This is a genomic window from Roseomonas sp. BN140053, assembly GCF_047690175.1.
In the GTDB taxonomy this organism is placed as follows: Bacteria; Pseudomonadota; Alphaproteobacteria; order Acetobacterales; family Acetobacteraceae; genus Roseomonas.
This window is the reverse complement of record NZ_JBLLEB010000015.1, coordinates 62,551-80,171: the sequence shown is the minus strand read 5'-3', so window position 1 is coordinate 80,171 and position 17,621 is coordinate 62,551. Positions and strand designations below refer to the sequence as shown.

General features: G+C 73.1%; 17 protein-coding genes and 1 tRNA gene. 5 read left to right on the top strand and 13 right to left on the bottom strand.

Going from position 1 to position 17,621, the window contains the following annotated elements; genetic code table 11:
- Positions 1-208: 208 nt before the first annotated feature.
- Positions 209-1,075, bottom strand: a complete 867-nt coding sequence (locus ACLIBK_RS15080; protein WP_415388099.1) for an N-formylglutamate amidohydrolase — start codon at positions 1,073-1,075, stop codon at positions 209-211.
- Positions 1,076-1,168: 93 nt separating this feature from the next.
- On the opposite strand from ACLIBK_RS15080, the gene ACLIBK_RS15075 reads away from it, so the two are divergent.
- From ACLIBK_RS15075 to ACLIBK_RS15065, 3 genes are all read left to right on the top strand, one after another.
- Positions 1,169-1,243, top strand: a tRNA-Val gene (locus tag ACLIBK_RS15075).
- A 67-nt stretch (positions 1,244-1,310) separates the two neighbouring features.
- Positions 1,311-2,216, top strand: coding sequence for an FkbM family methyltransferase (locus ACLIBK_RS15070; protein WP_415388098.1), 906 nt, complete (start codon positions 1,311-1,313; stop codon positions 2,214-2,216).
- 77 nt (positions 2,217-2,293) lie between these two features.
- Positions 2,294-3,400, top strand: a complete 1,107-nt coding sequence (locus tag ACLIBK_RS15065) for an SAM-dependent methyltransferase (protein WP_415388097.1) — start codon at positions 2,294-2,296, stop codon at positions 3,398-3,400.
- Between the two features lie 156 nt (positions 3,401-3,556).
- Here the strand turns inward: ACLIBK_RS15065 and ACLIBK_RS15060 are convergent, their stop codons facing one another.
- The 3 genes from ACLIBK_RS15060 to ACLIBK_RS15050 all read right to left on the bottom strand — a co-directional run bounded on the left by ACLIBK_RS15060 (position 3,557) and on the right by ACLIBK_RS15050 (position 6,629).
- A complete protein-coding gene (locus ACLIBK_RS15060) occupies positions 3,557-5,230 on the bottom strand; it encodes an EAL domain-containing protein (protein WP_415388096.1) in 1,674 nt (557 codons plus the stop codon).
- Between the two features lie 75 nt (positions 5,231-5,305).
- On the bottom strand, positions 5,306-5,845 hold the full coding sequence (locus tag ACLIBK_RS15055) for a carboxymuconolactone decarboxylase family protein (protein WP_415388095.1): 540 nt from the start codon (positions 5,843-5,845) through the stop codon (positions 5,306-5,308).
- A 229-nt stretch (positions 5,846-6,074) separates the two neighbouring features.
- Positions 6,075-6,629 (bottom strand): peroxiredoxin, encoded by a 555-nt coding sequence (locus ACLIBK_RS15050; protein WP_415388094.1) that lies wholly within the window; start codon positions 6,627-6,629, stop codon positions 6,075-6,077.
- Between the two features lie 132 nt (positions 6,630-6,761).
- Between ACLIBK_RS15050 and ACLIBK_RS15045 the strand changes: the two genes are divergently transcribed.
- Complete coding sequence (locus ACLIBK_RS15045; RefSeq protein ID WP_415388093.1) at positions 6,762-7,697, top strand: LysR substrate-binding domain-containing protein; 936 nt, start codon at positions 6,762-6,764, stop codon at positions 7,695-7,697.
- A gap of 106 nt (positions 7,698-7,803) precedes the next feature.
- Positions 7,804-8,385, top strand: a complete 582-nt coding sequence (locus ACLIBK_RS15040; protein WP_415388092.1) for an NADPH-dependent FMN reductase — start codon at positions 7,804-7,806, stop codon at positions 8,383-8,385.
- Between the two features lie 359 nt (positions 8,386-8,744).
- Here the strand turns inward: ACLIBK_RS15040 and ACLIBK_RS15035 are convergent, their stop codons facing one another.
- From ACLIBK_RS15035 to ACLIBK_RS14995, 9 genes are all read right to left on the bottom strand, one after another.
- Positions 8,745-9,716, bottom strand: a complete 972-nt coding sequence (locus ACLIBK_RS15035) for a class I SAM-dependent methyltransferase (protein ID WP_415388091.1) — start codon at positions 9,714-9,716, stop codon at positions 8,745-8,747.
- Positions 9,717-9,727: 11 nt separating this feature from the next.
- Complete coding sequence (locus ACLIBK_RS15030; protein WP_415388090.1) at positions 9,728-10,876, bottom strand: glycosyltransferase; 1,149 nt, start codon at positions 10,874-10,876, stop codon at positions 9,728-9,730.
- A gap of 227 nt (positions 10,877-11,103) precedes the next feature.
- Complete coding sequence (locus ACLIBK_RS15025; protein WP_415388089.1) at positions 11,104-12,036, bottom strand: lipid A biosynthesis lauroyl acyltransferase; 933 nt, start codon at positions 12,034-12,036, stop codon at positions 11,104-11,106.
- An 8-nt stretch (positions 12,037-12,044) separates the two neighbouring features.
- Entirely contained in the window at positions 12,045-13,067 is a 1,023-nt protein-coding gene (locus ACLIBK_RS15020; protein WP_415388088.1) for a zinc-binding dehydrogenase, read from the bottom strand.
- Between the two features lie 25 nt (positions 13,068-13,092).
- Entirely contained in the window at positions 13,093-14,349 is a 1,257-nt protein-coding gene (locus ACLIBK_RS15015) for a beta-ketoacyl-ACP synthase (RefSeq protein WP_415388087.1), read from the bottom strand.
- A gap of 5 nt (positions 14,350-14,354) precedes the next feature.
- A complete protein-coding gene (locus ACLIBK_RS15010) occupies positions 14,355-15,521 on the bottom strand; it encodes a beta-ketoacyl-ACP synthase (protein WP_415388086.1) in 1,167 nt (388 codons plus the stop codon).
- Complete coding sequence (locus tag ACLIBK_RS15005) at positions 15,521-16,153, bottom strand: 3-hydroxyacyl-ACP dehydratase FabZ family protein (RefSeq protein WP_415388085.1); 633 nt, start codon at positions 16,151-16,153, stop codon at positions 15,521-15,523. Before ACLIBK_RS15005 ends, ACLIBK_RS15010 begins: the two co-directional genes overlap by 1 nt.
- Positions 16,154-16,175: 22 nt before the next feature.
- Positions 16,176-16,457, bottom strand: a complete 282-nt coding sequence (locus tag ACLIBK_RS15000; RefSeq protein WP_415388084.1) for an acyl carrier protein — start codon at positions 16,455-16,457, stop codon at positions 16,176-16,178.
- 64 nt (positions 16,458-16,521) lie between these two features.
- Positions 16,522-17,391 (bottom strand): ABC transporter permease, encoded by an 870-nt coding sequence (locus ACLIBK_RS14995; protein WP_415388083.1) that lies wholly within the window; start codon positions 17,389-17,391, stop codon positions 16,522-16,524.
- Positions 17,392-17,621 lie beyond the last annotated feature (230 nt).

Here is a 17,621-nt window from a genome sequence, read left to right as displayed (position 1 = left end):
TGCCTTTCTTGGACGTTTCCTCCCTAAACTCGGCGGTGCTCTCGGGCACCGCCTTTCTTTTTGTCCGCGCTCCGGGGTCGTGGCGAAGTGGGTCGCCTCTCGTGCCGCCGGGAGCCGGGCCGCGTTCCGCGTCGTGGGGAGACGGGTCGCGTTTCGCGCCGTGGACGAGCGGGCCGTGCCTGAGTGCCGCGGCGAAGTGGGCCGCGCCTCAGCGCCGCAGGAAGCTCCAGTCCACCGCCGCCAGCGCGGCCAGCAGCCCGGACATTTCGCCGCGCAGCCGCGCCATCTCCGGCAGCGGGCGGATCGCCCGCTCATCCATGTAGAGCGCCCGCGCCACCTCGATCTGCAGCGCGTGCACGCCCTCGCGCGGGCGGCCGTAATGGCGCGTCACGTAGCCGCCGGCATAGGGCTCGTTGCGCCGCACCTGGTAGCCCAGCGCGGACAGGCTTTCCTCGATTAGCCGCGTCGCCCGCGGGGCGCAGGTGGTGCCGTGCGCATCGCCCAGGATGAAGTCCGCCCGCACCGGCCCCGGCAGGCCGGAGGGCATGGAATGGCAGTCCAGCAGCAGGCAGGTGCCGAAGGCGGCGAAGGTTTCCGCGATCAGCGCCTTGAGCGCCTCGTGGTAGGGCTGCCACAGCCGCCGCACCCGGTCCTCGGCCTCGGCGAAGCTCAGGCGGCGGTCGTAGACCGGCTCCCCCGTCGCCACGATGCGGGCGATGGTGCCCAGCCCGGCGCAGACGCGGGGGGAGGCGGTGTTCACCCAGTCCGGCAGCGGCCCGTCGAACATCGCCGGGTCCAGCTCCCAGGCTTCCCGATTCGCGTCGCAGTAGACGCGGGGAAAGGTGGCGGCCAGCAGCGGCGCGCCGTGTGCGGGCGCATCGGCGAACAGCTCGTCCACGAAGCTGTCCTCGGACCGCCGCAGGTTCAGCGGGTTGAGCCGGCTGTTGGCCAGCAGGTCCAGCGGGTAGTTCCGCCCCGAATGCGGCGAGGCGAGCACCAGCGGCATCGTTTGCCGTTCCGGCCGCACGACGGTGTAGGGCAGCTCGTCCGGCGTCCTTGTCCGCGCGAATTCCATCGCCGCCTTCCATACCGGTGCTCCGCCCCGCCGTCACCGTCCGGGGTGCTTGCCGGATGCGGCCCGGCGCGATACAGGAGCCGCCTCGCGAGCGGGCGCGTAGCTCAGCGGGAGAGCGTCCCCCTGACACGGGGAAGGTCACAGGTTCAATCCCTGTCGCGCCCACCACCGCCCGAGACGACCCCGGCCGGCCCCCGCAACAATGGGACGGCCCCCTCCGACCGGAGACTCGCGCGTGCTCGGACCCTGGAAGTTGTCGCGCAGCGGGGGGGATGCCGCGCCGCTCGACGCCGGCGAGCCCGACCAGCTCCACCTCCTCACCCTGCCGCAGCTGCGCGCCACGGTCAGCCGCCCGCTGATCGAGGCCGCCATCCGCGGCCGCTGCACCACCGTCCCGGTGGACGCCCACACCGTGCTGTGCCGGGTGCTGGGCCGCTACAAGTTCTTCGTGGATTCGCGCGACACCGGCTTCGCGCCGCACCTGATGCTGGACGGCTTCTGGGAATACTGGGTGTCGGACTTCATGTGGCGCAACCTGGAGCCCGGGCAGACCGCCTACGACGTCGGCGCCAACCACGGCTACTACAGCGTGCTGCTGGGCGACCTGGTGGGCTCGGGCGGGCGGCTGCGCGCCTTCGAGCCCAATCCGCGCCTGGCCGACCTGCTGCGCCGCAACCTGTCCATCAACGGCCTGCTGCGGGCCGATACCGTGTCGGAGGCGGCGGTGACCCAGGAGTCGGGCAACACCGTGTCCTTCGTGGCCTCGCTGTCCGATCCCAAGAACGGCCACATCGCCCCCGCCGCGGTGCCGGACCGGCCGGACCTGCTGCAGGTCACCGTGCCGACGCTCTGCCTGGACGATTTCGCCGGCGAGCGGGTGGACTTCATCAAGGTGGACGTGGAGGGCGCCGAGGAGATGGTCTGGGCCGGCATGCAGCGCCTGCTCGACGGCAGCCCCGGCGTGCGGATCCTGTTCGAGTTCAACGCCAGCCGCTGCGCCGACGCCGACGGCCTGCTCGCCGGCATCCGGAGCCGCTTCCCGCTGCGCTTCCTCGACACCGATGCCCAGGTGAAGCCCTGCACGGCGGACTACCTCCTCGGCCAGTCCGAGGACGTGATGCTGTTCCTGCACGCCGACTGAAACGCGCGGCGGCGGCGGTTTGACAGCGCCGCGCGGGGGGTGCGAAGCAAACCCGACCAGCAGTGAGGCTCCGGAGCATGAAGCTCAACCCGCTCCGCCTACGGCGCGCCCTGCGTTGGACCCGCCGGCTGGCCGGGGCCGGGGTGGACCCGGAGGCCACGGCCTGGGCGATGCGCCTGTTCATCGGGCGCGAGCCGCACAACGACGCGGAAGTGGCCTTTCACAGCCAGCACGGCGACCTGCATTCCCTGCGCGTCGCCTTCAGCCGCACCCATGAGTTCCGCGCCTTCCTGGACGCCTACGGCCACGACAAGCGCAAGGAATACGCCGCCCCGCTCTGGCTGCTGCGCCCGCCGGCCGACCCCGAACTGCGCTGGCGCTTCGAACCGCCCAGCCTGGCGCAGCCGACCTGCCAGCTCTGCACCGCCGAGCAGTTCGCCGAGCCCGCCTATGCCGCCTGGTGCGTCGCGCTGGGCGTGGAGCCCGTGCAGCACCGCAAGCAGTGGGAGTTCTGCTGGCTGCTCGCCGCGATGCAGGCCGCCGGGGTGCTGCGCCCCGGCCACCGCGCGCTGGGCTTCGGCACCGGCAAGGAAAGCATCCCGTCCGTGCTGGCCGCGCGCGGGCTGCACGTGGTGGCCAGCGACGCGCCGATGGAGCTGATCGAGGGCCAGGGCTGGACCACCACCAACCAGCACAGCCACGACGTGATGGACCTGCACTTCCCCAACCTGCTGGACGAGGCGGTGTTCCGCGAGCGCGTGTCCTTCCGCCCGGTGGACATGAACGCGATCCCCACCGACCTGCGCGGCTTCGACCTGTGCTGGTCCTCCTGCTCCTTCGAGCATCTCGGCTCCATCGAGCACGGTTTGCGCTTCGTGGAGAACAGCCTGGAAACGCTGCGCCCCGGCGGCCTGGCCGTGCACACCACCGAGTTCAACCTGAGCTCCAACGACGACACGGTGGAAACGCCCACCGTGTCGCTGTTCCGCCGGCGCGACTTCGAGGCGTTGCTGTCCCGCCTGCGCGCCGCCGGGCACGAGGTCTGGCCGCTGAACCTGCACCCCGGCTATGCCGAGGTGGACGCGCATATCGACGTGCCGCCCTATGGGCTGCCGCACCTGAAGCTGGCGCTGGCGGAATACGTCACGACCTCAATCGGCATCATGGTTCGCCGGGGCGGGTGAAGGAAGGGAAGGCCGGGGGAGGGAACTCCCCCGGACCCCCTCCTTTTTTCGGGAGTAGGAGTGCTCCCGGTGTCACGGGCGCTCCCCCAAACCCCCGAAAATAGAAGGGGGTCCGGGGGGATACCTCCCCCCGGCTTGCTGCCTACACCACGGACCTCACGCCCAACTCTCCGTCACCGCCGCGGCCCGGCCGCGCCCGGCATCCGGCAGGCCCGGCAGGGGGGCGGCGCGGCCGAACAGGTAGCCCTGGCCGTAATGCACGCCCAGGGACTGCATGACGCGGGCATCCTCCTCCGTCTCGATCCGCTCGGCGATGACCTCGGCCCCCACGGCCAGGGACAGGTCCACCATGGCGGCCACGAAGGAGCGGTCTCGTTCCGTGCGTACGGCGTTGCGGACGTAGAGCCCGTCCACCTTGACGTAATCCACCCGGAAAGTCCGCAGGTAGCGGAAGGCCGCGGCACCCGCGCCGAAATCGTCGATGCAGACCTGCATGCCGCGCTCGCGCAGCGCCGCCAGCGTGGCCTGGGCTTCGGCTTCGTCCTCGATCTCCGAGGATTCCGTCACTTCCACCATCAGCCGCTTGGCCGCGCCCCCCGCGGCGTCGATCTGCGCCAGCAGCTTGCGCCGGAAGCCCGGGCTCTGCACGGACTGGCCCGACAGGTTGCAGGCCAGCGGCACCGGGCTGCGTGCGGCGGCGCGCAGCACCCGCTCCGCCACCGCCAGGTCCAGGTTCTCCGCCAGGCCCACCGTTTCGGCCAGCAGCACGAAGTCCTGCGGCGTGGCGAGGTCGGCATCCACGCCGGCATGCGGCCGGATCAGCGCCTCGTGGTGGTGCACCTCGCGCTTGGCGAGGTGGACGATGGGCTGGAAACCGAGGTCGAAGCGCCCTTCCTCGATCATCCGGCGCAGCACGCCGGCGCGGGTGGACACCTTGGCGACGCAGGCCGCGAGGCCGTTGCCGAAGCCGCGCTGCTCGGTGCCGGCGGTGCCTTCGCGCGCGAAGGTGCCCAGGGCGTAGCGCAGCGCCCGCACCGCCTGCACCCCCGTCAGCCCGTCGGCGCGCAGCGGCACCTGCTGCGCCACGATGTCGCAGCTCACGCCCTGCGAGCGCAGCAGCAGCTCGACCCGGGCAGCCAGGGAGGCGAGGTCCGGCGCCTCGCCGCCCTGCGGCAGCACGCCGTAGCGGCCCGGGCCGAGTTCCCCGGCCAGGGCGCCGCTGCGGTCGGCGATAAAGGTTTCGCCCACCTCCGCCGCCAGGGCGGGCCGCCCCAGCAGCGCCGCGGTGGCGGCGGGGCCGAGTTCCAGCAGCCCCATCACGTCGGCCGCGGGACCCCCCGCCACGCCGGCGCGCACGCGCAGCTCGGCCTCGCGCAGGAACACTTCGGGGGCGCAGAGGGAAGCGCTCTCGGGCAGGGCGGGGACGGGGCCGAAGGTGAGGCAGAGCCGGCCGCCGATGCCGGTGCCCAGCGGCGCCAGCCCGGCCATGGAAAAGGCGCTGCGCTCGGCGTCGCTCAGCCGGATGCCCAGCGGGGCCAGCCGTCCGCGCGCCAGCAGCAGGTTGATGGCCATGGCCAGGGTGCCGTGGTCTTCCGCCGCCACCAGGCAGGAGAGCGGGCGGCCGGTGAAGGCTTCCGGCGCCTGGCCGAAGCGGGACCGGAAGGCGCCGGCGGCGAAGGTGATCCGCCCGGCCATGTCGGCTTCCACCAGCAGGTCGGCCGCCGCGAAGGCGAAGGCCAGGAACCGGTCCCGCTGCTCAAAGGCTGCCGCCCCACGGGGCGGCAGGGCGGTGGCCGCGGAAGGATCGGTTGGCGAACGGGTGAAAGGCATCGGGGCCAGCCTAGGCCGGCCCCGCTTGCCCTGCCGTTAATGCCCGCCGCGGGTCGCGGCGGGCATTAACGGAATTCAGGCCGCCGCGGCGGCCATCGCGTCCTCGCCGTCCAGCGTGCTGGCCACGGCATGCACCACCGCCGCGATGCGGACGGCCGCCTGCACCTGCTCCTGGGTCACGCCGTGCTGGCGCAGGATCTTCTCGTGGCTTTCCATGCACATGCCGCAGCCGTTCACGGCGGACACGGCCAGGGACCACAGCTCGAAATCCACCTTCTCCACGCCCGGCTTGGCCATGACGTTCATGCGCAGCCGCGCCGGCAGGGTCTGGTAGTCGCCGACCACGAGGTGGGTGAAGCGGTAGTAGATGTTGTTCATGCCCATCACTGCGGCCGCGGCCTTGGCCGCCGTCAGCGCCTCGGGCGACAGCTTGGGGCCGAACTCGGCCAGCACGGCCTGGGTCACGGCGGCGTTGCGCGAGGCCAGGGCGGCCACCACGAAGGTGCCGTCGCGCTGCTGCTCGCTCAGCACCGTTTCGGTGGCCAGGCTGCCCAGGTTCAGCTTCAGGTCGCGCGCGTAGTCGGGCAGGCGGGCACGCAGGGCTTCGAGGGACATCCCGGGATCTCCGTGGGTCGTTTGGGGGGAAAGGGTCAGGGGCCGTCCGGCGACGGGCGGAGCGGCGGTTCGCGAAGCGAAGCGGCTCGAAACGCCCCGCGCGGCTGGCGGGAAAGCGTCGGGCAGGGAAATGCCCGGAGCGCCGGTGCGGCTCCGCCCGGATCGGGCGAGGTCGCGCCGGCAGGGGTTGCGGCCCCGCGCGAGGCGGGGCCGCAACCAGGTCGGGCAATCAGGCGGCCGGGCGGAGGACGTCCTGGCCCTGCTGCCAGTTGCAGGGGCACAGCTCGTCGGTCTGCAGGGCGTCCAGCACGCGCAGCACTTCCTGCGGGTTGCGGCCCACGGACAGGTCGTTCACCGAGGCGAAGCGGATGATGCCGTCCGGGTCCACCAGGAAGGTCGCGCGCAGCGCCACGCCCTCGTTGGGGGCCAGCACGCCGGTTGCCGTGCTCAGCTCGCGCTTGATGTCGGCGAGCATGGCGAAGGGCAGGTCCTTCAGGTCGGCGTGGTGCAGGCGCCAGTTCATGTGCACGAACTCGCTGTCCACGGACACGCCGTAGATCACGGTGTCGCGGTCGGCGAACTCGGTGTTCAGCTTGCCGAAGGCCACGATCTCGGTCGGGCAAACGAACGTGAAGTCCTTGGGCCAGAAGAACACCAGCTTCCACTTGCCGGCATCCGTGGCGTCCGAGATTTCCTCGAAGGCGGTGTTCATGTTGAGCCCCTCGGGGCCACCCTTCACGGCGGTGAGCTTGAAGGAGGGGAACTTGTCGCCAACGGTCAGCATGCGGTGTTTCCTTTAGACGGGCAGGATCATGACGCCGGAACGGGCAACCCGCCCCGGCTCGCTTCCGAGATATGCTGCACTGCGATGAGGGCTTCCAATGAATAGTTTTTGAATGAATGATCGAGGTCGCCGATGATCGCCCTCCCCAGCCCGCAGCAGCTCCGCTACCTCCTCGCCCTGGCCGACCACGGGCATTTCGGGCGTGCCGCAGCCTCCTGCGCGGTGACGCAGTCCACCCTGTCGGCCGGCATCATCGCCCTGGAACGCCAGCTGGCGACGCCCATCCTGGAGCGCGGCCCGGCCAAGCGCCCGGTCTTCACGCCGACGGGGCTGGAGATCGTGGAACGCGCCCGCGGCGCCCTGGCCGCCCTGGTGGCCGTGGTGGAAACCGCCGAGGCCGCGCGCGACCCGCTGGGTGGGCCGCTGCGGCTGGGGGTGATCCCCACCATCGGCCCGTTCCTGCTGCCCCGGCTGATGCCGGCGCTGCGCCACGCCTTTCCCCGGCTTCGCTTGTGGCTGCGGGAGGACCTGACCGGCAACCTCGCTGCCGACCTGGAGGACGGGCGGCTGGACCTGCTGCTGCTGGCGCTGCCGGCCACGCTGCCGGGCATGGACAGCCTGGCCCTGGCCGAGGACCCCTTCCTGGCCGCGCTGCCCGCCGGCCACCGACTCGCGGCGCGCGACAGCATCCCTTCGGCCGCCTTGGCAACCGAGCGCCTGCTGCTGCTGGAGGACGGGCATTGCCTGCGCGAGCACGCGCTCAGCGCCTGCCGCCTGCCCAGTGCCGGCGCGCCGGGGGAAGGCTTCGCCGCCACCAGCCTCCACACGCTGGTGCAGATGGTGGCGGGCGGGCTGGGGGTGACGCTGCTGCCGCGGTTGGCCGTGTCCGGCGGGGTGCTGGCCGGCGCCGCCGTGGAGCTGCGGCCGCTGGAAGACGCGTCCGGCCGCACGCTCGGCCTGGCCTGGCGCGCCCGGTCGCCGCGGGTGGCCGAGTTCGCCGGCCTCGCCGACGTGATCCGGGGTGCCCTGGACGAAACCGCCGCGGAAGGGCAGCCAGGCGCCACCTGACGCGCCCGCCGCCTCATCCATGCCGGGGATCGCGGATATCCACGGTCCCGATGTGGCGGGCCGCGCTGCGCCTGCCCAAACTCGTTCCAGAATCGAGGATTGCCGCATGACCGATGCCACCACCCCCGTCCGCCTCCTGGGCCTGTCCGGCAGCCTGCGCCGCGGCTCCCACTGCACGGCGGTGCTGCGCACCCTGGGCGAAACGCTCGGCGGCCGCGCGGCGCTGGAGCTGTTCCCCCTTAACGAGATCCCGCTCTACGACGGCGATCTCGACGGCGAGGAGCAGCCCGCCCCCGTGCGCGCGCTGAAGGCAGCCATCGCCGGCAGCGACGGGCTGGTGGTGATCTCCCCCGAATACAACTACGCCATGTCCGGGGTACTGAAGAACGCCATCGACTGGGCGTCGCGCCCCAATGGCAAGTCGCCGCTGGTGGGCAAGCCCGCCGTGATCATGACCGCCTCGCCCGCCACCACCGGCGGCGTGCGCGCCCAGCACGGGATGCGCGAAGTACTGAGCGCCTGCCAGTGCCGCGTCCTGGCCCGGCCCCAGGTGGTGATCGCCGCCGTGCACCAGAAGGTCACCGAGGGCCGCCTGACGGACGAGGCCAGCCTGCAGTTCGCCGCCGCCGCCGTGGACGACCTGCTGCGCGAAATCCACCTCCTGCGGCAGGTCCCCGCCGCGGCCTGAGCATCGCGATGGCCGGTCTGGGGTGGGCGGTTGCGCTTGGGGTGGCTGGCCTTGGCCAGAGGGGCTCTGCCCCTCTGGACACCCCAGGGCGAAGGCAAAGCCTTCGTCCCGCGCGAGGAGCTTAGGCTCCTCGACTCATGAGTGCCTCCGGCGGGGGCGGGCTCGGACAACGTGTGCCACTCGGACGACGTGTGCCAACCCGCCCCCGCCGGAGGCACTCAACGCGGGGTCCGGGGAGTTCGTAACTCCCCGGCTCGGGACAAAGGCTTCGCCTTTGCCCTGGGGTCCAGGGGCAGCGCCCCTGGCCTCGGCTCAGGCCTCCAGGACCAACCGACACCACCCGGAACCGCCACCGCGGATCACCCCGGCTTGCGGGCCACCAGGAAGGCGTCGATGGAGCGGGCGCCGCGGGGCAGGGGGGTGCCGCGCCAGCGCAGCAGGGGGCGCGTCACCAGCCCGGCCGCGATCAGGGCGGCCCACCAGGACAGGGCGTGGCGGAAATAGCGGTCGCCGCCGGTGCGGCGCGGCAGCAGGCGGTGCAGCCAGAACAGCGGCGCGGCGTGGCGCGGCGGCGGCAGGGTGTCGGCGCGCAGCACCTCCAACCCCAGGGCGCCGGCCAGGGCGCGCAACGCCTCTGGGTTCCACCAGCTCAGGTGATGTGGCGGCGCGTTGATGGCGAGGTTGGGCGTTTCCGTCAGCGGCGAGGGCCAGAGCGGCACGCAGAGCACCAGCAGCCCGCCCGGGCGCAGGCAGCGCAGCATGTCCTCCGCGAAGCGGCGGGGCTGTTCGACGTGTTCCAGAACCTGGAAGGCGCAGACCATGTCGTAGGCGCCGGGGTGCTGGGCCGCGTGCTCCTCCAGCGTTTCGCGCGCGATGTTGGGAGCCGCTTCCTCGCCGAAATGCGGGTCGAGGCCCTGCCACACCGCGCCGGGCGGCAGCAGCGTGTCCAGCCCACCGCGCCCGGCGCCGACATCCAGCACCCGGTCGCCCGGCCGCACCTGCTTCGCGGCTTCCACGAATTCCGGCCGGCTGCCGGCGTCGTAGGACAGGCTGCCGCAGGCGCCGAGCTTGCGGTACAGCGCGTGGTAGAAGGCGTTGTCGCCCGCGATCGGCGGGTGGAAGAACATCAGCCCGCAAGCCGAGCGCCACAGGCCGATGGCGGGCCCGTTGCGCGCGATCGGCGTCGGCACCACCCCGTGCGAGCCGCGCCACAGCAGGTGCAGGAAGCGCCGCGACACGCGCTGCACCAGCACGGGGCTGCGGTCGCCGGTGATCGGGCAGCGCGGCGTTTCCACCCCCGCCGCGCCGGCGTCGGGGGTGGCGACGGGCAAGGCTGCGCTGTTCAGCGGAGCGTGGCCCGGCTCAGCACCCGGACTTCCAGCGGGCCTGCCACATGGTAGGTGACGTGCCGCCACACCACGCGGCGCGGCCAGGCACTCGCCCAGCAGATGCAGGCGTTCAGCAGTTCGGGCAGCGGGGTCACTCCCAGCAGCAGTTGCGCGGCGCGGGTGGCGGGCGCGTCGGGCGCCCCGACCCGCCGCCCCGCCGCGTCGTTCACCGCCCAGCGTACCGCACCCGCCGCGGCCGGCACCAGCAGCCAGGCCGGGTGCCGCAGCAGCAGCCAGCCCCAGAACAGCAGCACCGCGTGGCTGGACAGGGTGGCGGCCCACCACAGGGCCGGCCGGTACAGGTGCACGATCCGGTACTGGCGCGCCAGGAACCGCAGCAGCGCGAGGGGGGAGCCGTCCGCAACCGTGGGCAACAGCAGGATGCGGCGGGTCAGCAGCCGCAGCTTGCGCTTCGCGGCCATCTCGGCCAGCGATAGGTCGTCCGACAGGGTCCGGTGCAGCGTCCGCTCCACCTCGCCGCCGGCCAGGGCGCGCGGGCCCAGGGCCAGCGACCCGCCCCAGGCGATCGGCATGCGGTCCGACCGCGGCAGGGCGGCGTAGCTGCGGTCGGTCCAGGCCACCAGATGCGCGGCCAGCGACCCGGACGGGCGCAGCCAGCGATAGCCCGTCACCATGTCGGCCGTGCCGTCCAGCACCGGGGTGGCGAGCGTCGACAGCCACCAGGGCTGCGGCAGGATATCGGCGTCCAGCAGCACCGCGGCTTCATCTTCGGGCACCAGATGCGCCAGCCCGGCCACGAGGTTGGCGCATTTCTGGCTGCAATGGATGGCCGGCGGGGCGGTCACGACCTCCACGGGAAAGGGCAGGGCGGCACCGGCCACCGCCGCCGCAGCAACCGAATCGCCGCGCTCCACCGCCAGGATCAGCCGGGCGGGCCGCAGCGTCTGCGCCGCCAGCGCCTCCAGCAGCACCGGCAGTCCCGGGGGATGCCCAGCCAGCGGCAGGATCAGGGTGACCCGGCCGGAGCGCTGCACCGCGGCCGGACGGCTGCGGCGCGCCCAGACCAGGCTCGCCAGCACCCAGAACAGCAGCACGGTCGCCCCGCCCAGGCCGATCAGCCAAGAGCCCACCGAGGCGATCAACGCGGACCCGCCACGGCCTTTGCTGATACCCCGGACAGCGGTGCAACGGCCGATCGGCGCGGGGGTAGAGGATTGGGCAAGGGCGAGGAACTTTACGGGAAGGGCGGCCTACCCTTTGTCCGCTGTACCGAAGAATTTCAATAAAAAAAGACGCTACGCCGCGGTATCGGAGCCGATTAAATCTGAATGATCGCATTTTTGAAACGGATGGCGGCTCGGTTCCTCGCTCAGCGCCAGCGCCAGCGCCGGTGCATCCACAGCCACTGGCCGGGGTGCTCGCGGATCCAGCCCGCCACCACGTCGTTGATGCGCTGCGTCGCGGCGTCCACGTCCAGCCGCCCTTCGGCGTCCCGCGGCATTTCCAGCGGCTCCGTCAGTTCCAGCCGCAGCCTGCCGTCGGGCAGGCGGATGGCGCGGGCGCCGCGCACGGGGCAGTCGATGCGGCGCGCCAGGTTGGGCAGCAGCGGGTTGGCGGCGGCCGGGCGGCCCAGGAACTGCACCACGGGGCCGCGGCCGAAGCGCTGGTCCACCAGCATCCCCACCACGGCGCCGCGGTCCAGCGCCTTGGCCAGCCGGGTCGGGGCGGTGATCCCGGCCGGCACCAGCTCCCCCATCAGGCCGCGGCGGAGCTCCAGGATGACGCGCGCCACCGCCTTGTTGTTGGGCGTGCGGTACAGCACCGAGGCCGGCAGCCCGAGCTGCCCCGCCGCCACCGCCGGCAATTCCCAGTTTGCCAGGTGCGCCGCGAAGACCAGCACCGGCCCGCCCGATGCGCGCAGTTCGGCGAAGCGCGCCGCCGTGGCGTCGTCCACGGTGACCCAGGCGTCCGGCCGGCGCTCCTCCGTCAGGTCCCACAGCGTGCCGAGATGCGGGTACTCGCAGGCCACGCGGCCGAGGTTGTCCCAGGCCTGCCGCGCCACATCGGCCCGCCAGGCGGCGGTCTGCTCGGGAAAGGCGGCGGCGATGTTGGCGGCGGCGATGCGGTGCGCGGGTGTCAGCGGGCCCAGCGTGCGCGCCACCGCGGCGCCGACGCGCGGCGCCAGTTGCGGCCCCAGCAGGCGCAGAAAGCCGAAGAAGCCGCGCACCAGCAGGGCGGGAACCGTGTCCCGGGCGCGGGCGAAGCGCAGCCTGGCCCGCAGCCGCGCTTCGCGGAGTGTCATGACGGTTTCTAGAGCGTGACCACGATCTTGCCGAAGACGCGGCGGCTTTCCAGCCGGTCCAGCCCTTCGGCGAAGCGTTCCAGCGGCACCACGGTGTCCAGCACGGGCGTCATGCCGCCGGCCATCTTCGCCAAACCGTCGGCGACGTTGCGCATGGACGCGCCGAAGGAGCCGAAGATCCGCAGCTGGCGCTGGAAGACCATCATCAGGTTGGTTTCGGCCGAAACGCCGGAGGTGGAGCCGCAGGTCACGAGGCGCCCGCCCATCTTCAGGCTGAGCAGCGAGCCCGCCCAGGTGGTGGCGCCGACGTGTTCGAACACCACGTCCACGCCGCGCTTGCCGGTCAGCCGCCGCGCCACGGTGGGGAAGTTCTGCGTGGAATAGTTGATGACGTGGTCGGCGCCGAGGGCGCGCGCCTTGTCGCACTTCTCGTCGTCGCCGGCGGTGGCGATCACGGTGCAGCCGAGCGCCTTGGCTTCCTTCACCGCCACCGTGCCGATGCCCGAGCCCGCCGCCTGGATCAGGATGGTTTCACCCGCTTCCAGCTTGGCATTGTCGAACAGCATGTGCTCGACGGTGGAGAAGGTGATGCTGGCGCAGGCGGCGTCGTCCGTGGCGACGCCCTCGGGCACGCGCACCAGCAGCCGCGCGGCCATGTTCAGCCGGTCGCGCGCGAAGCCGTCGAGGTGGAAGCCCATCACGCCCGTGACGTTCTCGCACAGGTTGTCGCGGCCTTCCCGGCAGGCGCGGCAATGGCCGCAGGTCTGCGCGCCGTAGGGGGCGACGCGGTCGCCGGGCGCCCAGCCCGAAACGCCCTCGCCGACCGAGACCACCTCGCACACCGCCTCGGCGCCGGTGCAGATCGGCAGCTTGCGCTGCGCGAAGGCCATGCCGCGCCAGCCCCAGACGTCGATGTGGTTCAGCGCCACCGCGAGCGTGCGCAACTGCACCTCGCCCGGGCCGGGCGGCGGCGGCTCGGGGACCTCGTCCAGCCGCAGGTCGCGGTCGCCGTGCAGGCGCAGCGCGCGCATCAGCGGTGGCCTCCCGGACCGTGCATCACCGCGGTTCCGCCGAGAGCACGAGGCAGGTGTTCTGCCCGCCGAAGCCGAAGGAATTGGACATCACGTGCTTCACCTGCGCCGGTCGCGCGACGTTGGGCACCACGTCCAGCGTGATGGCCGGGTCGGGCTCCTCGTGGTTGATGGTGGGCGGCAGCATCCCATCGCGGATCGTCAGCAGGGAGAACACCGCTTCCAAGGCGCCTGCGGCCGACAGCGTGTGGCCGATCATGGACTTGTTGGAGGAGAGCGGCGGCGCGGCCTCGCCGAACACGGCGCGCATGCCGAGATTCTCCATCTTGTCGTTTTCCGGCGTGCCGGTGCCGTGCGCGTTGACGTAGCCGATGTCCGCGGGCTGCAGGCCGGCATCGGCCAGGGCCACGCGCATGGCGCCGATCACCGCGTTGCCGTCGGGGTTGGAGCGGGTGCGGTGGAAGCTGTCCGCCCGCTCGCCGCAGCCGGACACGATGCCCAGGATCGCCGCGCCCCGCGCCACGGCGTCGTCGTAGTTTTCCAGCACCAGGGCGGCGGCACCCTCGCTCATCACGAAGCCGTCGCGGTGCTTCTCGAAGGGGCGGGACGCGCGGGCGGGATCGTCGTTGCGCGTGCTCAGCGCCGAGAGCAGCGAGAAGCGGATCAGCGATTCCGGCTGCACCGTGCCGTCCGCGCCCACCGCGAGGCAGGCCGAGGCCTCGCCGCGCTGGATCGCTTCCACCGCGAGCTGGATGGAGGTGGCCCCCGTGGCGCAGGCGGTGGACACGCTGACCGGCGCGCCCCGCGTGCCGAAGCGGTCGGCCAGACGCTCGCCGATACCACCCATCAGCACGGTGTCGTGGATGTCGCGGCGCTCGCCGGCGGCGGCGGTCATGGCGGCGTAGGTCGGGCCGCCGGCGCGAGCGAGGGAGAAACGGTCGGGCCATTCCACCTCCACCGGCGGCATGCCCAGGAAGAGCGGGCCGGGGAAGTCCCCGGGCGCGCCCAGGGCCGCCATGTCCAGCGCCTCGGCGATGGCCAGCGTCGCCAGCTTCTCCACCCGCACGGGGGAGGTGAAGGGCTCGCGCCCGGCTTCCTCCGGCAGGTCCACCGTGCCGGCGATGGTGGTGCGCAGGTGCTCGATGGGGAAGCGGGTGATGCGGCGGATGCCGGAACGCCCGGCCAGCAGCGCCGGCCAGGTTTCCGCCAGGCCGAAGCCCAGGGGGGTCACGGCGCCCAGGCCGGTGACGGCCACCACGCGCCGCCCGAAATGGTCCTGCACGGCTTTCAGCCCTCCGCGCGCGACAGGCTGGCCAGCGCCTCGCCCCGCCATTGTCCGAAGCCCGTCACCAGCACGCGGTCGGGCGATGCGGCCTCGCCGGCATCGGCCGGATCGAGCGGCGGGAAGAAGCCGCCGCGCGACAGCGCCAGGGCGCCCAGCGCGACGTGCACGGGAAACGCCGCTTCCACCCCGTGGCCCAGCAGAGAGCCGGGGCGGCGGATCGCGGCGCCATCGAGTTTGGCCAGGAAGCCCTGCTCCTCCGCCCAGGCTTCCGGCGCGCCGGAAGCCGCGGAGATCACCGCCGGCGCTGGCCCGCCCACCGCGGGCAGCAGCGCCTCGGCCGCGGCGCGCGCTTCGCCGGGGGCGCGGCGGCGGGACGCGTCGGTGGCCACGGCGTCCAGGCGGGCCAGCGGCGCGGCGCCACGGGCGCGGGCGTGCTCGGCCGCTTCCAGCACCAGGAAGGCGGCCATGCCGCCGAACACGATGCCGCCCGCGCCGCGCTGCGACAGCGGGGCGAAGGGGCCCTGCCACATGCCGCCGCCGCCGCGGTACAGGATCAGCATGTCCCAGCGCGCCGCCACGAAGGCGCCGCCCACCAGGGCGATCTCGCCGCGTCCCTCCGCCAGCCGGGCGCGGGCGATGCGCAGCGCGTCGGCCGCCGCGGATTCCTCGCCCATGAAGGTGCGCGAGGAGCCGGTGACGCCGTGCACGATGGAGATGTTGCCGGCGACGAGGTTGGAAAGCTGCGCCAGGAACAGGGTGGGGCGCAGGCCGGTGGCGAGCCGCTCGTTCAGCCGGGCGCCGCCGTCGTTGCTGTCGGCCAGCTCGGCCGTGACCTTTTCGTCCAGCGCGATGTCGCGCTCGCCGCCGCCGGCCGCCACCATCAGGTGCATGTCGGACACCAGCCCACGCGCCCCGGCATCGTCCAGCGCCAGCCCGGCCGCATAGGTGCCCAGGCGCTGCCAGGGCTCCATCTGCCGCTGGTCGCCGCGCTTGGGGATCTGCTTGTCCAGGTCCAGCGGCGGCAGCGGATGCACGGGCCAGGGGGCGAAGCTCGCCTCGTCCACCACCGCGTGGCGGTCGGGGGCGCGCAGCGCGTCCCAGTGTGCGTCGCGTCCCTCGCCGAGGGAGGACACCAGGCCGATGCCGGTGATGACGACGTCGCGGGGCATCAGGCCAGGCCCTCCAGCGCACCATCGGCCGCGGGCGCCGGCCGTGCGGACGCGCCCGCCGCGGCAACGGCGGCCGGTTCGGGCGCGCTCGCCGGTGCGGTCGGTCCCGCCGCCACGGGCGGCGTCGCCGCCGCGGATTGGCCGGCCTGCCCAAGCAGGTCCGAAGGGCCAGCCAAGCCCACGACCCCGGGCAGGCCGATCTGCGCCGCGCGCTGCCGCATCGCCGCTTCCAGTTCGGGGGCGGGGAAGGGGCTGATCCGCAGCATGATCTCGGCGTCGCAAAGGCGCTGGCCGCCGCTCTCGATCCGCGTTGCCGCGACCGCGTAGCCGGACCCGTCATGCGTCAGCCGCGCCGTGATCGCCAGCCTGGCACCGGGGCCGACGAAGCGGCGGAACTTGGCTTCCTTGACGCTGGCCAGGAAGGGCATCGCCGTCAGCCCGTTGCGGCCCAGCACCAGCCAGCCCGCGGCCTGCGCCATGGTTTCCACCAGCAGCACGCCGGGCACCAGGGGATGGCCGGGGAAATGCCCCTCGAACACCGGGGAAGCGTCCGGCACGGTGCTTTCGGCCGCGATGGTCTCGCCATCAAAGGCGACCACGCGGTCCACCATCAGGAAGTATTCGAGGCGCACGGCTGCACGATCCGCCCTGTTGTCAGGCGCCCTTGGCGGCCACCAGCTCCTCGACGCGGTCGGCGAGGTTCTTCATGACGAAGTAGTGCTCCGCCGGCGCGGTGCCGGCGTTGACGTCCTGCGTCCACTTCTCCACCGGCACCTTGATGCCGAACTCCTTGTCGATCGCGAAGACGATGTCGAGGAAGTCCAGGCTGTCGATCCCCAGATCCTCCGTCACATGGCTGTCGGGGGTGATGCTGTCGCGCGACACGTCCGAGTTGGCGGCGATGATGTCGGCGATGCGCTCGAAGGCCGAGGCCATGGGAAGGCTCCTGGAAGCGGCAGGCATGGGGTCGCCACCCGCGCGGGAGGGCGCGTGGGGCGGATCAGGGGCGGGGTGATGGACCGGAAACGGCCGCGCTGTCCAGAGCCGGCCCGCGCCCGGACGGCCCCACTCGTTGCGGTAGCGATCCTGCCCGGTTCGCGGGGCCGGCCGGCCTCGCCGCGCCCGGCGGGGCGTTCGCGCCCGCCCGGCCGGGAAGCGCCGCCGGTTCCAGCAGCCGCAGCGCCCGGTCGCAGAGCAGCGCCAGCCAGGCGGTGAAGATCGCCCCCTGCAGCACCCAGGCCGGGTTGCCGTTGGCCAGCCCCACCACGATCGGGGTTCCGAGGCAGCGCGTCCCCGCCACCGCCCCCACCGCCGCCGTGGCCACGGCCAGCACCGCCGCCACCCGCAAGCCGGCCAGGATCACCGGCCGCGCCAAGGGCAGCTCCACCCAGAGCAGCCGTCGCCAGGGCCCCAGCCCCATGCCGCGCGCCGCGTCCAGCACCCCCGGCGGCACCGCGTCCAGCCCCGCCACCACCCCGCGCAGCACCGGCAAGGCGGCGTAGAGCACCAGCGCCAGCAGCGTCGGCGCCGCGCCGAAGCCCAGGATCGGCAGCGCCAGCGCGATGGCCGCCACCGGCGGCACTGCCTGCGCCAGCGAGAACACCGCGTCCAGCAGCGGCCGCAGCGACCGCCCCGCCCTGCGCGTCGCCGCCACCCCCGCCGCCAGCCCCAGGGCCGCCGCCGCCAGCGCCGCCCCCAGCGACAGCGCCAGGTGCGACAGCAGCAGCGCGAGCCAGCTTTCCGAGGTCCAGGCCGGCCGCGACACCTCCGGAAACAGCGTCCCCCACAGCCCCCCGAGCCGCGGCGCCGCCCACAGCGCCAGCGCGAACCCCGCCGCCTGCGCCAGCAGCCAACCCACCCGGCGCCTCATGCGGGGAACCGTGGTCCCAGGGGCGTGCGGGGTCCCGGTCCGGGTGGGGTGGTTGTTCTCGGGTATTCCGGCGTTGGCCAAGGGCTCTGCCCCTGGACCCTCAGGGCAAAGGCGGAGCCTTTGCCCGAGCCGGGGAGGCACGGCCTCCCCGGACTCCGCGTTGAGTGCCTCCGGCGGGGGCGGGGTGGCTGACGGCAGTCATGAGGGACGACGTGGGCCACCCCGCCCCC